Raw genomic sequence first — 14,239 nt, 5'->3', positions numbered from 1 at the left:
CGGTCAGGGATGCTGGACACCGACATGAGTGACCAGCGCACGAAGCCTTCTCGCCACCACATCTGGCACATCACCAAGCGCACGCTCTCCAAGGCGTGGGACGATTCGATCTTCTCCGAAGCCGCGCAAGCGGGGTTCTGGTCGGTCCTGTCGCTGCCGCCGCTTCTGCTCGGCATGCTCGGCAGCCTGGCCTACATCGCACCGTTGTTCGGGCCGGACACCCTGGTCACCATCGAGAACCAGCTGATCGCGACCACCAGCAGCTTCTTCTCGGAGAACATCGTCAACGAGATCATCGAACCGACGATCCGCGACATCGTCGCGGGTGCGCGGGGTGAGGTGGTGTCGCTGGGCTTCGTGATCTCCCTGTGGGCCGGCTCGTCGGCCATCTCGGCCTGGGTGGACTCGATCGTCGAGGCTCACGATCAGACTCCGCTACGACATCCGGTGCGGCAGCGGTTCTACGCGCTGGGGCTCTACGTGGCCGGTCTGCTGATCGTGATCGCCTCGGCACCGTTCGTGGCACTGGGCCCCCGCAAGATCGCCGAGTACATCCCGGACAGCTGGGACAACGTGCTGCAGTACGGCTATTTCCCGGTGCTCATCGTGAGCCTGCTGATCTTGGTGACGGTGCTGTACCGGTTGTCGTTACCGGAGCCGCTGCCGACGCATCGACTGTTGGTCGGCGCCGTGCTGGCGACGGCGGTCTTCCTGGTGGCGACCGTCGGCCTGCGGGTGTACCTGAGTTCGATCACCAAGACCGGCTACACCTACGGCGCGTTGGCGACACCCATCGCGTTCCTGTTGTTCGCATTCTTCCTCGGATTCGCCATCATGATCGGCGCCGAGCTCAATGCCGCGATCCAGGAGGAATGGCCGGCGCCGCAGACCCACGCCAACCAACTGCGGTTCTGGCTCAAGCGGAAAGCTGCGGAGAAGAACGGCACCGCGGCCCCGGCCGACACCGAGACACCGGACGCGGCGCCGCCGCCATCCCGCAAACCGGGTGAGCCTCCGATCGACGGCCAGCTCGACCTGCACGCCCAGCCGTGAGGCCGGGCGGGCTCAGCCCTTCTTGAGGGTTTCGTAGATGCGTTTGCAGTCGGGGCACACCGGAGAGCCCGGCTTGGCCGACTTGGTGACCGGGAAGACCTCGCCGCACAACGCGACGACGTGCGTGCCCATCACCGCGCTTTCGGCGATCTTGTCTTTCTTGACGTAATGGAAGAACTTGGGCCGGTCGCTGTCGGTGCCGTCGTCGGTCCGTTCGTCAGCATCGGTCCGTTCGAGGGTGTCGGTCTGCATACGCCCTATTCTGCCGAGAAAATGACGGTCCACAAACCATTGGGTCCCGCCGGCCCCGAATGGCCTCAGTTGTGCCACAGTAGAGGTATGAAGCACAGCCCGCAGCTGGGTTTCGACGATGACGGGAAGCCGATACTCATCACCCAGGCTGCTCCCCCGTACGAAGAAGAACATCGCAAGCGCGTCCGGAAATATTTGACGATCATGTCATTTCGCATTCCGGCGTTGCTTCTGGCTGCCGCGGCCTACGGCGTGTGGGAAAACGGTTGGGTCTCACTGCTTATCGTCGCGGTGTCCATTCCGCTGCCGTGGGTCGCGGTACTGATCGCCAACGACCGCCCACCGCGTAAGCGCGAGGAGCCGCGCCGATTCTCGCGCACGGACCATCGGATTCCCTTGTTCCCCACGGCCGAGCGGCCGGCACTCCTACCCGGCATGCCCGATGTGGATCCCGGCGTGACGGACCCTGCCGACGGCAAAAGCTCCCAAATGAGGGACTTCTAGTTCGATTCTCAGAGCATTCTCAGGTCACCCGCGCATTTGCGCATGTCAGCGCGTGTTAATCGACAGATCTGTGGGAACTCTTCACTCCAGTCAGGCGTTGAACCACATGACAGTTCGAGCCACTAGGAGGCCGATATGGCAAATGCCGCCGTTACCCGAATCGAGGGCGATCTGGATGCCCAGAGCCCTGCCGCCGACCTCGTACGGGTGTATCTGAACGGTATCGGCAAGACGGCGTTGCTCAACGCCGCCGATGAGGTTGAGTTGGCCAAGCGCATCGAGGCGGGCCTGTACGCGCAGCATCTGCTGGAAACTCGGAAACGCCTCGGCGAGAACCGCAAACGCGATCTCGCTGCCGTCGTTCGGGACGGGCAGGCGGCCCGTAGCCATCTGCTGGAGGCCAACCTGCGCCTGGTCGTTTCGTTGGCCAAGCGGTACACCGGGCGCGGGATGCCGCTGCTGGACCTGATCCAGGAGGGCAACCTCGGCCTGATCCGCGCGATGGAAAAGTTCGACTACACCAAGGGTTTCAAGTTCTCGACATACGCGACGTGGTGGATCCGGCAGGCGATCACCCGCGGCATGGCCGACCAGAGCCGCACCATCCGGCTCCCGGTCCATCTTGTCGAACAGGTCAACAAGCTGGCCCGGATCAAGCGTGAGATGCACCAGAACCTCGGCCGCGAAGCCACCGACGAAGAACTGGCCGAGGAATCGGGCATTCCCGTCGAGAAGATCAACGACCTGTTGGAGCACAGCCGCGACCCGGTGTCGCTGGACATGCCCGTCGGCAGCGACGAAGAGGCTCCGCTCGGTGACTTCATCGAGGACGCCGAAGCACTTTCGGCCGAGAACGCGGTGATCTCCGAACTGCTGCACACCGACATCCGCAGTGTGCTGTCCACTCTGGACGAGCGCGAGCACCAGGTGATCCGGTTGCGGTTCGGCCTCGACGACGGCCAGCCCCGCACGCTGGATCAGATCGGCAAGCTGTTCGGCCTCTCCCGCGAACGTGTGCGTCAGATCGAGCGTGAAGTAATGGCGAAACTGCGCCACGGTGAGCGCGCCGACCGGCTGCGCTCGTACGCAAGCTGATCCCAGTCCACGCCCGGAAGGTGCGCCCGCCGTCGTCCCCGGACCGGCGGGCGCACTGCTGTCCGCGGTGAGGGACAATCATCATGCTCGCCGCGCCCTGTGAGAGCGGCCCATTGGCGCAGCTGCCCAAGTAGACTCGTCGGCGACGGAGGTGCCACATGAACGACCTGGTCGATACCACAGAGATGTATCTGCGGACGATCTACGACCTCGAAGAAGAGGGCGTCATCCCGCTGCGCGCGCGTATTGCCGAACGCCTCGAGCAGAGCGGCCCCACCGTCAGCCAGACCGTGTCCCGGATGGAGCGCGACGGTCTGTTGCACGTCGCCGGTGACCGGCATCTCGAACTCACCGAAACCGGCCGCGCGCTGGCAATCGCCGTGATGCGCAAGCACCGGTTGGCCGAGCGGCTGCTGGTCGACGTGATCGGTCTGCTCTGGGAGGAAGTGCACGCCGAAGCCTGCCGGTGGGAACACGTGATGAGCGAGGACGTGGAGCGTCGCCTCGTCGCCGTGCTCGACAACCCGACCGTGTCGCCGTTCGGCAATCCCATTCCCGGGCTGTCCGAGCTGGGCATCGGCAGCGGCGAGGACGTCGAACAGCTCAACCTGGTGCGGCTGACCGAGCTGCCAGCCGGATCGCCGGTGGCGGTCGTCGTGCGGCAGCTCACCGAGCACGTGCAGGGCGACACCATGCTGATCGGACGGCTCAAGGAAGCCGGCGTGGTACCCAATGCCCGCGTCACCGTGGAGACCAACCCGCACGGCGGAGTCACCATCGTGATCCCGGGCCACGAGCAGGTCGAACTCCCCCACGAGATGGCGCACGCCGTCAAGGTCGAGAAGGTCTGACACCCAGCCGCGCCGCCGGATCTCATCCGGCCCGCTGCCCGAACGTCTGCCGTCGCGGCAACACCACACCCAACTGGTCGGCCAACCGGTAACTGGTCTGTGCCAGTTCACGGATCTGCTCCGGCCGCATGCCTCCCTGTAACGCGGTGTCGAGCATGACCGCCATCCGGTGTGCCGCGTCGATCCGCAACGCGGCGTCCAACGACACCCCGGCCAGCGGGCCGTCACCGCGGGCGTAGGCGGAGAACGCCAGCTGCACCAGCGCTTCGACCCGCAGTGACTCCGGGAGCACGCGCGCCAGCGTGGCCCACATGGTCTCCGCCGCGCCGGCGTACTCGCCTACTGCCAGCGCATACAAGATGTCCCGGACCTGCGGATCAGCCAGACCGCGGGCCACCACCGCGATCTCGGCGTCGGTCAGATCGGCACCGGAGGCAACCCGTGCTGTTGCGGCCAACGCATCCTCCACCGCACGACGTGCTCGCTGCGCCGCATCCCCGACCGGCTGGCCACTGGCCCCGGCGCGCAGGGCGGCCACCGCGTCGGCGATCCGTTGTGAGCGTCCGACATCCTCGACGGCGATGACCGCTTGCAGATCCTCGCGCCGCCCGTAGAGCCGCCGGCCGTCCAGCACCGCGGCCACGGTGACCGGGGAGCTCGCCGGATCGTCCACCCGTCCCCGGGAACCGCAGCCGTCGACACAGTGCCACCGCCCGCCGGCTGCCACCCGGTCCACCAGGTGTGCGGCCCACAACGGAATATCGTGCAGGCTCAGCTCCTCCGACAATGCGGCGCACAACCGGCGATGTTCGTCCCCGCACGACGGGCACAGCGCTCCTTGGGCGTCGACGATGATCGCGATCGCCGCGTCGGGCCGGGCCGACGCCGCCACCGAGACCAGATTCTCGAGGTTGTCGATCAGGTCGTCACCGAGGTCCACACGCAGCACGGCGCCGACCTGGCCGCGTTCCACAGACACCAGAACCAGCGAGTTCAGCGGTGTGAAGCCCAGAATCGCGGGCAGGGCCGCGATCAATGCGCCGGGCCTGTTCAGATCGAAATCGGGGTGGTGGTCGAACTCGGGACGGTCGAATTCAGGGCGATGAGATGTCATGCCGCTGACGCTGGCAACCACGGCCGTCAGCCGGCTGCCGCTGCACCGGGCCGAGGCACCGCGCTGTGCATGAAGTGCGAACTCTGGATGCCGGCCGGCGAGCATTGTTCACGCGGTATTGACACTGTCGGCATGCGGGCGACGGTCAACCGGCGTAGACAGCTACGCATGGCTTCGATGCAGGAATACGACCTGGTGGTCATCGGCTCTGGACCTGGCGGACAGAAAGCGGCGATCGCGGCGGCCAAGCTGGGCAAGACGGTTGCGGTCATCGAACGCGGTCGCATGCTCGGCGGCGTCTGCGTCAACACCGGCACCATCCCATCGAAAACGCTGCGCGAGGCCGTGGTCTATCTCACCGGTATGAACCAGCGCGAACTGTACGGCGCCAGCTACCGCGTCAAGGAGAAGATCACGCCGGCCGATCTGCTGGCCCGCACCCAGCACGTGATCGGCAAGGAGATCGATGTCGTGCGCAGTCAGTTGATGCGCAACCGGATCGAGCTCTACACCGGGCACGCACGGTTCGTCGACGAGCACACCCTCCTCGTCGAGAACCCCGGCCGCGGAGACCGCGTGACCGTCAGCGGTGAGCACATCGTCATCGCCACCGGGACAAAACCGGCGCGACCTGCCGGTGTCGAATTCGACGAGGACCGGGTTCTGGATTCCGACGGCATCCTGGACCTGAAGATGCTGCCGACCTCGATGGTCGTGGTGGGTGCCGGTGTCATCGGCATCGAATACGCGTCGATGTTCGCCGCACTCGGCACCAAGGTGACCGTGGTCGAGAAGCGGGAATCGATGCTGGACTTCTGCGACCCGGAGATCATCGAGGCACTCAAGTTCCACCTACGTGACCTCGCGGTGACGTTCCGTTTCGGCGAGGAAGTGACCGCGGTGGACGTCGGTGCGTCCGGGACGGTCACCACGCTGGCGAGCGGCAAACAGATCCCGGCCGAGACCGTGATGTACTCGGCCGGACGTCAGGGCCAGACCGATCACCTCGATCTGGCCAACGCCGGGCTGGAGGCCGACAACCGCGGCCGCATCTTCGTCGACGACAACTATCAGACCAAGGTCGACCACATCTACGCCGTAGGCGATGTCATCGGCTTCCCCGCCCTGGCCGCGACCTCGATGGACCAGGGCCGGCTGGCGGCCTACCACGCCTTCGGCGAACCCTGCCACGGTATGACCGAACTCCAGCCCATCGGCATCTACTCCATCCCCGAGGTGTCCTATGTCGGTGCCACCGAGATCGATCTGACCAAATCGGCGATCCCGTACGAAGTCGGCGTCTCCCGCTACCGGGAACTGGCTCGCGGCCAGATCGCCGGTGATTCCTACGGCATGCTCAAGCTGCTGGTGTCCACCGAGGATTTGCGCCTGCTCGGCGTCCACATCTTCGGCACCAACGCCACCGAGATGGTGCACATCGGCCAGGCCGTGATGGGTTGCGGCGGCACCGTCGAGTACCTGGTGGACGCGGTGTTCAACTACCCCACGTTCTCCGAGGCGTACAAGGTGGCGGCATTGGATGTGATGAACAAGCTGCGTGCCCTCAACCAGTTCCGCGCTCGCTGACCGGACCTGCGACTGCCGCCGCGGCGGTGGGTATCCCCCGGAATGCCCGGAACACCCTGCAACGTTGATTCATGGGTGGGTCCGCGACGCCGCAGGCAAGGCATTGAGGGAAACTAGAGGGACACGGTGCGCCAACGCGTGATGACGGCGCCGCGACGAGGAGGCGAGAGTAGATGGGTCACATCGACGACCCCGCAGAAGACTCGACCCCGCACGAGGATCGGCGCTACCAGCCCGAGCAGAGCGGGATGTACGAGCTCGAGTTCCCTGCGCCGCAGCTGTCGTCAGCTGACGGACGCGGACCCGTATTGGTGCACGCCCTGGAAGGCTTCTCAGATGCGGGGCATGCGATCAAGTTGGCCGCCGAGCACCTCCGGCAGTCGCTGGACACCGAGTTGGTGGCGTCCTTCGCCATCGATGAATTGCTCGACTACCGGTCGCGTCGCCCGCTGATGACGTTCAAGACCGATCACTTCACCCATTACGAAAACCCCGAGCTCAACCTGTACGCCCTGCACGACAGCGTGGGCACGCCGTTCCTGCTGCTGGCAGGGATGGAGCCGGATCTGAAGTGGGAACGTTTCATCACCGCTGTCCGCCTGTTGGCCGAGCGACTCGGGGTGCGCCGCACCATCGGGCTGGGCGCCATCCCGATGGCGGTGCCCCACACCCGGCCGGTGACGTTGACCGCACACGCCAACAACCGGGAACTCATCGCCGATCACACGCCGTGGGTCGGTGAGGTCCAGGTTCCGGGCAGCGTCTCCAACCTGCTCGAGTACCGCATGGCGCAACACGGTCACGAGGTCATGGGTTTCACCGTCCACGTGCCGCACTACTTGGCGCAGACCGATTACCCGGACGCGGCCAAAGCGCTGCTCGAACACGTGGCCGGTGCCAGTTCCCTGGAGATTCCGGTGGACGGCCTCGATGAAGCAGCGGCAGAGATCCGTATCAAGATCGACGAACAGGTCGAAGGCAGCCCGGAAGTGGCTCAGGTGGTGAGCGCCCTCGAGCGACAGTACGATGCATTCGTTGCCGCACAAGAGAACCGCTCCCTGCTGGCCAGGGATGAGGAACTCCCCAGCGGTGACGAACTCGGAGCGGAGTTTGAGCGATTCCTGGCCCAGCAAGCCGGCGACAACTTCCAGGATCCGTTCCGTGACGACAACGGAACCACTTGATCCGCCTCAGTTCCGCCGCTATGGGGCCCGACGAAGTTGGCGCATATGACATCCACCTCGGCAACGTCCCCTGGCTGCTGTAGCCCTCGTCGCCGGGTGCCGGGCGCATGAGTACCCGCAAGCCGAATCTGCGTTCGGTCCGCGAGCTGACGCCGACCCTGGATTTCCGCACCATTCACGGGTACCGGCGTGCGTTCCGCATCGCCGGGTCCGGTCCGGCGTTGCTGCTGATCCACGGCATCGGTGACAATTCCACCGCGTGGTCGACGGTGCAGTCCAAGCTGGCCCAGCGGTTCACCGTCATCGCACCGGATCTGCTCGGTCACGGTCAATCCGACAAGCCGCGCGCAGACTATTCGGTGGCCGCGTACGCCAACGGCATGCGCGACCTGCTCGGTGTGCTCGACATCGAGAAGGTCACCGTCGTCGGCCATTCGCTGGGCGGCGGCGTGGCCATGCAATTCGCATACCAGTTCCCGCAATTGGTCGACCGCCTCATACTCGTCGGCGCGGGCGGAGTGACCCGCGATGTCAACATCGCGCTGCGGATGGCGTCATTGCCCATGGGCGGGGAAGCGCTGGCGCTGCTGCGTCTTCCGTTGGTGTTGCCCGCGGTGCAGATGGCAGGCAAAGTTGCCGGCGGCGTGCTCGGCAGTACGGCGTTGGGACGCGAACTGCCCAATGTCCTTCGGATCCTGCGCGATCTTCCCGAACCCACCGCGTCCTCGGCTTTCACTCGCACACTGCGCGCTGTCGTCGACTGGCGCGGCCAGGTGGTCACCATGCTGGACCGCTGCTATTTGACCGAATCGGTTCCGGTTCAGCTCATTTGGGGCGACCGCGACGTGGTGATCCCGGTCAGTCACGCCCACATGGCGCATGCGGCGATGCCGGGTTCGCAACTGGAGATCTTCAAGGGGTCCGGACACTTCCCCTTCCACGACGACCCGGATCGCTTCGTCGAGGTGGTGGAGCGTTTCATCGATTCCACCGAACCCGCCGAGTACGACCAGACGGCATTGCGCCAACTGCTGCGCAGCGGCATCAGCGAGCGGGCGATGTCGGGCACCGTCGACACCAAGGTCGCGGTGCTCGATGCGATGGGCACCGACGAGCGCAGCGCGACCTGATTCACGGGATCGCCGAACGGCGCCAAACGGCAAGTAGAGTCGACCCATGGGTATCGATGTCACAGTGCTACGGGTGTTCACCGATTCGGCCGGCAAGTTCGGAAATCCCCTGGGTGTGGTCGACGCCACCGCCGTCGCGCCTCGAGACCGCCAACGGCTGGCCACGCAATTGGGTTACAGCGAAACTGTTTTCATTGACCTGCCGGCACCCGGGAGCAGTACGGCGCACGCCAGGATCTTCACTCCGGCAACCGAATTGCCGTTCGCAGGCCATCCCACCGTCGGCGCCTCGTGGTGGTTGAAGGACCAAGGCACACCGGTGCACACTCTGCAGGTTCCCGCGGGGATCGTCCAGGTCGGTTACGGCCTCGACGGTGACGATGAGCTGACATCGATCAGCGCCCGCGCGGAATGGGCACCGGAGTTCGCGATTCGCGAACTCCCCTCACTCGAGGAGCTGGCCGCCGCCGATCCCAGCGATTACTCCGACGACATTCAGCATTATCTGTGGACCTGGCTCGACCGCGACGCCGGTGCACTGCGCTCACGAATGTTTGCCGCCAATCTCGGAGTCCCTGAGGACGAGGCCACCGGCGCGGCGGCAGTGCGGATCACCGAGTACCTCAGTCGCGACCTGGCGATCACGCAAGGACAAGGGTCACAGATCCGCACGCGGTGGAGTCCGGACGGATGGGTTCATGTCGCCGGCCGGGTGGTCAGCGATGGCGTCACCAACGTCGAGTTGGCGTGACCGCCTGCGAGCCCGGAACCCTTCGACTACCTCGCAGCCTCGGACTCCTGTTTCAACTGGTGGCCGTCACCCGTCGGTGCTCGCGCAGCGCGCGGATCTCCTGTTCGAAGTCCTCGGCCGAAGAGAACGAGCGGTACACCGACGCGAATCGCAGATAGGCAACCTCGTCGAGCTCGCGAAGCGGTCCCAGAATCGCCAAGCCGACCTCATTGCTCGGCACCTCTGGTGAACCCGCCGCACGAATGGTGTCCTCCACCTGTTGGGCGAGATGGTGCAGTGCGTCCTCGTCTACTTGACGGCCTTGGCACGCCCGTCGCACGCCGCGCATCACCTTCTCGCGAGAGAACGGTTCGGTGACGCCGCTCCGCTTGACCACTGCGAGCACTGCGGTCTCGACCGTGGTGAACCGCCGGCCACATTCCGGGCATGACCGCCGACGTCGAATGGCTTGGCCTTCATCGGCTTCGCGGGAATCGACCACACGAGAATCCGGATGCCGGCAGAAAGGACAGTGCATCACCGCTCCTTCGCCGCACTGGACACGTGTTACTCCCGCTTCAGAGAGTACCTGCGCCGCGCCGAGCTGAGCCACCGCCATCGCTCTGGGCGCAGTCCTGCGCATTCCCATCGCCATCACGGTTGTGCACCACCTGGATTCGTCGTGGTCCGACACGGACTCAGCCCACGGGCGCGATGAGCGTCTGACCGGCCGTCAAGGCCACACTCTCGAGCTGGTTGAGCTCGCGAATCTGCTGCACCGTGTCGCCGATCGGCACGCCGGGAGCGACCCGGGCCGCGACGGTCTGCAGCGTTTCCCCGCTCTGCACCTGCACGACGGCCAGTTTGCTCGGAGTCGGGGCCGTGGCGCCCTGGATGGCCTCACCGAACTGGGCGACAGCGCCGAGCCACACGGTGATCAGCGCCGCCAGCAGCGCCAGCCCGACCGTGGTGACCGGCGTGATGCTCCGGCGACGACGATGCGGCGCCCGCGAGACCGGCACACCCGTACCGCGCCGGCGGACCGGCGCACCGGCCGGACGCACCTCCATCGGCCTGCGCCTCACCTGTCCGGCGTCGGTGCGCCGACGTACCGGCCGCGGCGCGCCGTCCACGGGACGCGGCTGCGCGTGGCGCGGAGGCAGAGTGTCGATGAGTGTCATGTCCGTTCCTTCCGACCCGAGAAAATGGTGTCCTGCAGAGATCCGGTACCGAGCCCGGTTGAGCTGTGCCATCGTTCGCTCCTGTGTTCGAATCTAGTCGATCACATGTTCGATAAGATAGTGCCAACCGAACATGTGATCGATTTGTAGCCGAACCATAGAACGACCCACCGACAAAAACTTCCGCCCCAGGGGTCACTCCAGCCCCACTTCGTGAAATCGGCCGCCGGGCACCAGGCCGCGCACAGCGACGGGCACCCGGTTCCGCGACACGCCTCGAACACATGTTTGATTCTGTCGGTCGCTGCGATTACATTCAGGGCCATGGGTGACAGCACTGGCACAGGTTCAGACGCGCAAGGCGGCACAGGTAGACCGCGTGACAACTCCCCCGATCCATCGCTGACCGAACGGCAGCGCACCATCCTCGAGGTGATCCGCGCCTCGGTGACCAGCAGGGGCTATCCGCCGAGCATCCGTGAGATCGGCGATGCCGTGGGCCTGACGTCCACCTCGTCGGTCGCCCACCAACTCCGCACTCTCGAGCGCAAGGGCTATCTGCGCCGTGACCCGAACCGGCCGCGAGCCGTCGATGTCCGGGGTGCCGACGACGCCGCGCCGGCAGTGCTCACCGACGTCGCGGGTTCGGACGCGTTGCCGGAACCCACCTTCGTCCCGGTGCTCGGCCGAATCGCTGCCGGCGGTCCGATCCTGGCCGAACAGGCCGTCGAGGACGTCTTCCCGCTACCCCGCGAACTCGTGGGCGAGGGATCGCTGTTCCTGCTCAAGGTGGTCGGCGAATCGATGATCGACGCGGCCATCTGCGACGGGGACTGGGTGGTGGTGCGGCAGCAGGCCGTGGCCGACAACGGCGATATCGTGGCCGCGATGATCGACGGCGAAGCCACGGTCAAGACCTTCAAGCGCACCAGCGGTCAGGTCTGGCTGATGCCGCACAATCCCGCGTTCGACCCGATCCCGGGCAACGACGCCGCGATCCTCGGCAAGGTTGTCACCGTCATCCGGAAGATCTGACCCGGACGGGGTGAGCTGACCCATCCCGCGGGGGCGGGTGAGCTCACTCCGCTTTGGTGAATCCGTTGGATTCGGCCAAATCCTCTGAGGCGAACCAGATTTCAGCGACCGTCACATCGTAGGAAGCAGAGCCGGGCGAGTGGTAGGTCCCCGTGCGCATACTTCCCTTGATGGGGTAACCCTCCGGCGCTTCATCGGGGTCATCCAGCGGAAGATGGATCGCCGGAGGCGCCGACGAGGCGGTCGGTGACGGGCCGTCTGTCGGCCGTTCGTCATCGGGTCGCTCGAAGGGCGACGGCGTGTACTCCGGCTGTGCGTACTCCGACGGCGTGTACTCCGGCTGTGCGTACTCCGGCCGTCCGTACTCGCTCGGCGTTTCGCCGGACAACGAAGCATCCGGTTGCCCATACCCGGGCTCGGCGTACGGAGACGGTGACAGGCCGCCGTCCCCATCCTCGAAGGTCGCGCCGACGGGCGCCGCGTAGCCCGGTTCATCGACATCAGACGACGGCGCGGCCGGTTCTTCCTGCGCCGGCGGCGGCGCCGCACCGTATACCGGGGCGAACAGGGAGCCGGGCCCCGGCACGTGAGCATCTTGGTCAGTCAGCCACGGTGGCCGGGACTCCTCCGCGCCCGCCGCGGCGTGGCGGCCGGACGGCTCCCCGGATTCCGTCTGTACCGGCGTGGGCGCGGTGTCAACGGCGTCGGGGTCCTGCTCCTCAACATCGGCGGTGAAGTCCTCGGCCTCGTGCGCACCGTGATGGGTGAACAGATCGGGGCCGGTAGCGGCAGCCGCCAACCCCGCGGTCGGTACGGCCGGCTCGCTCCACGGCTGGGCGCCGGGCTCACGTTTGGCCCACGGCGGCTGCGCGGCCAGGTAGTCGGTGTCGTCGGGCTCGGCATCGCCGAACTTCGACGGCCCACTGCTCTGTCCTGCGCCCGCGGATTCCCATCTGGCGTGTTCGTCCTCGTCGCGCCCCCCATGCGAGGCCTCATCGAAGACGTCGTGGTTCCCCGGCGCACCACCCGGACGGAAACCGCCGCCGGCGCCTGGGCCGGCGTTGCGGCGCTGTCGCATCACCGCGAACGCCGCCAACGAGGCCAGAAGCAGGATCGCCAGCGGGATGAGCACCCACAGGTACCAGCTCTTCGAACCCGATCCCTCGGTGCCGCTGTCATCACCCTGAGCCGCGGGCGCAGCGGCAGGCGCCGAGGTGGGGCTGGCCTGCTGGGGGAGATCGAGTCCAGCCAGCCGTTCGGCGAGCTCCGGCGGCTGCGTACTGAAGCTGTTGGTGCTGCTGTTGTACGTGACCTGCCCGCCGCTGAAGTTCTGCGTGATGGTGCCGTCGCCGGTCTGGTCGGCGATCGGGACGCCGAGATCACCGCCGCTACCGCCGAGCTCGTCCCACGCCGCCTTCATCGGCCCGCGCACGATCACGGCGCCGTGTTCGGCAGTCCACACGATCACCGGGTCACCCTCGGCGCCGAAGGTGCTGATCCGGCTGCCGGGCACGTCGCCGTCGGCCTCGTTGGCGGTCGGGAAACCGAGTTCGCCGGTAGGCCCACCCGCGGCCTCGTACTTCTCCAGAATGGTGCCGCTGACGACGTGCGCGCCCGTGTCCGGCGAGAAGAAGATCTTGCCGCCCGCGAAGTCCTGGCCGGTGCCGTCGCCGACGGGGTACGGGTCGCCTTGTTTGGCGCCGAGCTGGCCGCCAGCTCCGCCGGCCACCCGCCAGGCGAGGTCGATCGACGATGCGGCGTCGTCGGGCAGCGCCAGGTCCCCGAGCTGCCCGGCCAACTCGGGCGGCGTGGTGGTGAAGGTCTTGGCGGCGGTGTCGTAGGTCAGCTGCCCACCGCTGAACCGCTGCGAAATGGTCTCGCCGCTGTAGGTTTCGTCCTCCACCGGGACACCCAGCGGACCCGACGATCCGCCCACCCGGTCCCAGGCCGCGTTGATCACGCCGCGCACCAGCCACGCGCCCGTGGCAGGCGTCCAGAAGATGACCGCACCTTCGGGTGCGCTGAAGGTGACGTTACGGCTTTCCGGAGCCCGCCCGGGCCCCTCGTCGATGGTGGGGAATCCGAGGCCGCTGTCGGCCGGGCCGCCGAGGGAGCGGTACTTGTCGAGGATGGCGCCGAAGACCGACCGCGCGCCGGTCTCGGGCGAGAAGAACATGGCGCCGTTCACGAAGTCCTGGCCGAAGCCTGCGCCGGCCGGGTAGATGCCGCCGACCTTCGGGCCGAGCGGCGAGGTGTCGCCACCGGAGCCGGTCCACGCCTGATCGATCGCTACGGCGGCGTCGCCTTGCGGGTCGGCGTGAGCGACCGGAACGAATGGCGTTGCGAACGCAAATGCCGCGCACACCGCCAGAATTCCGACCGCCCATCGCAATGGGTTTCGCTGCGTCGTCATGCCCACTCCCCGCGGTTTACCGGCCTGCATACGCCGATCTCGTCGTCCGAAATTCGTCACCGTCAACTCTCGGACAATAGCCGAGCACGATATGGCCATATCGCCGTCAT

14 protein-coding genes are annotated in these 14,239 nt (G+C 66.4%); 9 read left to right on the top strand and 5 right to left on the bottom strand.

Translation table 11 applies throughout. From position 1 onward, the window contains the following. Window positions 1-24: 24 nt before the first annotated feature. Window positions 25-1,053, top strand: a complete 1,029-nt coding sequence (locus AC3A6P_RS15650) for a YihY/virulence factor BrkB family protein (RefSeq protein ID WP_487692549.1) — start codon at window positions 25-27, stop codon at window positions 1,051-1,053. Between the two features lie 12 nt (window positions 1,054-1,065). Here the strand turns inward: AC3A6P_RS15650 and AC3A6P_RS15645 are convergent, their stop codons facing one another. Next, entirely contained in the window at window positions 1,066-1,305 is a 240-nt protein-coding gene (locus AC3A6P_RS15645; RefSeq protein WP_487692547.1) for a DUF3039 domain-containing protein, read from the bottom strand. 87 nt (window positions 1,306-1,392) lie between these two features. On the opposite strand from AC3A6P_RS15645, the gene AC3A6P_RS15640 reads away from it, so the two are divergent. The 3 genes from AC3A6P_RS15640 to AC3A6P_RS15630 all read left to right on the top strand — a co-directional run bounded on the left by AC3A6P_RS15640 (window position 1,393) and on the right by AC3A6P_RS15630 (window position 3,755). Beyond that, window positions 1,393-1,809 (top strand): DUF3099 domain-containing protein, encoded by a 417-nt coding sequence (locus AC3A6P_RS15640; RefSeq protein WP_487692546.1) that lies wholly within the window; start codon window positions 1,393-1,395, stop codon window positions 1,807-1,809. 135 nt (window positions 1,810-1,944) lie between these two features. Further along, the gene (locus AC3A6P_RS15635) at window positions 1,945-2,904 is read left to right on the top strand and encodes a sigma-70 family RNA polymerase sigma factor (RefSeq protein ID WP_487692544.1); all 960 of its coding nucleotides are present in this window, start codon (window positions 1,945-1,947) and stop codon (window positions 2,902-2,904) included. A 158-nt stretch (window positions 2,905-3,062) separates the two neighbouring features. Continuing rightward, window positions 3,063-3,755 (top strand): iron-dependent transcriptional repressor DtxR, encoded by a 693-nt coding sequence (locus tag AC3A6P_RS15630; protein ID WP_487692543.1) that lies wholly within the window; start codon window positions 3,063-3,065, stop codon window positions 3,753-3,755. Between the two features lie 22 nt (window positions 3,756-3,777). Here the strand turns inward: AC3A6P_RS15630 and AC3A6P_RS15625 are convergent, their stop codons facing one another. Continuing rightward, window positions 3,778-4,869, bottom strand: coding sequence for a DUF4192 domain-containing protein (locus AC3A6P_RS15625; protein ID WP_487692542.1), 1,092 nt, complete (start codon window positions 4,867-4,869; stop codon window positions 3,778-3,780). A 177-nt stretch (window positions 4,870-5,046) separates the two neighbouring features. On the opposite strand from AC3A6P_RS15625, the gene sthA reads away from it, so the two are divergent. From sthA to AC3A6P_RS15605, 4 genes are all read left to right on the top strand, one after another. Then, a complete protein-coding gene (gene sthA / locus AC3A6P_RS15620) occupies window positions 5,047-6,456 on the top strand; it encodes a Si-specific NAD(P)(+) transhydrogenase (protein WP_487692734.1) in 1,410 nt (469 codons plus the stop codon). 173 nt (window positions 6,457-6,629) lie between these two features. Then, window positions 6,630-7,640: a proteasome assembly chaperone family protein gene (locus AC3A6P_RS15615; protein ID WP_487692541.1), complete on the top strand. Its 1,011-nt coding sequence runs from the start codon at window positions 6,630-6,632 to the stop codon at window positions 7,638-7,640. 107 nt (window positions 7,641-7,747) lie between these two features. After that, window positions 7,748-8,770: an alpha/beta fold hydrolase gene (locus AC3A6P_RS15610; RefSeq protein WP_487692540.1), complete on the top strand. Its 1,023-nt coding sequence runs from the start codon at window positions 7,748-7,750 to the stop codon at window positions 8,768-8,770. 46 nt (window positions 8,771-8,816) lie between these two features. Continuing rightward, window positions 8,817-9,521, top strand: a complete 705-nt coding sequence (locus tag AC3A6P_RS15605) for a PhzF family phenazine biosynthesis protein (RefSeq protein ID WP_487692539.1) — start codon at window positions 8,817-8,819, stop codon at window positions 9,519-9,521. A 52-nt stretch (window positions 9,522-9,573) separates the two neighbouring features. Here AC3A6P_RS15605 and nrdR read toward each other — a convergent pair whose 3' ends face one another. Both nrdR and AC3A6P_RS15595 read right to left on the bottom strand, forming a co-directional pair. Then, entirely contained in the window at window positions 9,574-10,038 is a 465-nt protein-coding gene (gene nrdR / locus AC3A6P_RS15600; protein WP_487692538.1) for a transcriptional regulator NrdR, read from the bottom strand. A gap of 160 nt (window positions 10,039-10,198) precedes the next feature. Further along, the gene (locus AC3A6P_RS15595; protein ID WP_487692537.1) at window positions 10,199-10,681 is read right to left on the bottom strand and encodes a LysM peptidoglycan-binding domain-containing protein; all 483 of its coding nucleotides are present in this window, start codon (window positions 10,679-10,681) and stop codon (window positions 10,199-10,201) included. Between the two features lie 324 nt (window positions 10,682-11,005). Between AC3A6P_RS15595 and lexA the strand changes: the two genes are divergently transcribed. Further along, entirely contained in the window at window positions 11,006-11,716 is a 711-nt protein-coding gene (gene lexA / locus AC3A6P_RS15590) for a transcriptional repressor LexA (RefSeq protein WP_487692536.1), read from the top strand. Between the two features lie 43 nt (window positions 11,717-11,759). Here the strand turns inward: lexA and AC3A6P_RS15585 are convergent, their stop codons facing one another. Next, complete coding sequence (locus AC3A6P_RS15585) at window positions 11,760-14,129, bottom strand: LGFP repeat-containing protein (protein WP_487692535.1); 2,370 nt, start codon at window positions 14,127-14,129, stop codon at window positions 11,760-11,762. Between the last annotated feature and the right edge of the window lie 110 nt (window positions 14,130-14,239).

The sequence above is a fragment of the Mycobacterium sp. Soil_C_30 genome, assembly GCF_057656995.1.
The sequence above is the reverse complement of the archived record's forward strand: the minus strand, read 5'-3'. Positions and strand labels throughout refer to the sequence as shown.

Bases quoted from the DNA above. Each gene is read 5' to 3' on its own strand.
- AC3A6P_RS15650 (WP_487692549.1), top strand. From the start codon at position 25: ATGAGTGACCAGCGCACGAAGCCTTCTCGCCACCACATCTGGCACATC.
- AC3A6P_RS15645 (WP_487692547.1), bottom strand. From the start codon at position 1,305: ATGCAGACCGACACCCTCGAACGGACCGATGCTGACGAACGGACCGAC.
- AC3A6P_RS15640 (WP_487692546.1), top strand. From the start codon at position 1,393: ATGAAGCACAGCCCGCAGCTGGGTTTCGACGATGACGGGAAGCCGATA.
- AC3A6P_RS15635 (WP_487692544.1), top strand. From the start codon at position 1,945: ATGGCAAATGCCGCCGTTACCCGAATCGAGGGCGATCTGGATGCCCAG.
- AC3A6P_RS15630 (WP_487692543.1), top strand. From the start codon at position 3,063: ATGAACGACCTGGTCGATACCACAGAGATGTATCTGCGGACGATCTAC.
- AC3A6P_RS15625 (WP_487692542.1), bottom strand. From the start codon at position 4,869: ATGACATCTCATCGCCCTGAATTCGACCGTCCCGAGTTCGACCACCAC.
- sthA (WP_487692734.1), top strand. From the start codon at position 5,047: ATGCAGGAATACGACCTGGTGGTCATCGGCTCTGGACCTGGCGGACAG.
- AC3A6P_RS15615 (WP_487692541.1), top strand. From the start codon at position 6,630: ATGGGTCACATCGACGACCCCGCAGAAGACTCGACCCCGCACGAGGAT.
- AC3A6P_RS15610 (WP_487692540.1), top strand. From the start codon at position 7,748: ATGAGTACCCGCAAGCCGAATCTGCGTTCGGTCCGCGAGCTGACGCCG.
- AC3A6P_RS15605 (WP_487692539.1), top strand. From the start codon at position 8,817: ATGGGTATCGATGTCACAGTGCTACGGGTGTTCACCGATTCGGCCGGC.
- nrdR (WP_487692538.1), bottom strand. From the start codon at position 10,038: ATGCACTGTCCTTTCTGCCGGCATCCGGATTCTCGTGTGGTCGATTCC.
- AC3A6P_RS15595 (WP_487692537.1), bottom strand. From the start codon at position 10,681: ATGACACTCATCGACACTCTGCCTCCGCGCCACGCGCAGCCGCGTCCC.
- lexA (WP_487692536.1), top strand. From the start codon at position 11,006: ATGGGTGACAGCACTGGCACAGGTTCAGACGCGCAAGGCGGCACAGGT.
- AC3A6P_RS15585 (WP_487692535.1), bottom strand. From the start codon at position 14,129: ATGACGACGCAGCGAAACCCATTGCGATGGGCGGTCGGAATTCTGGCG.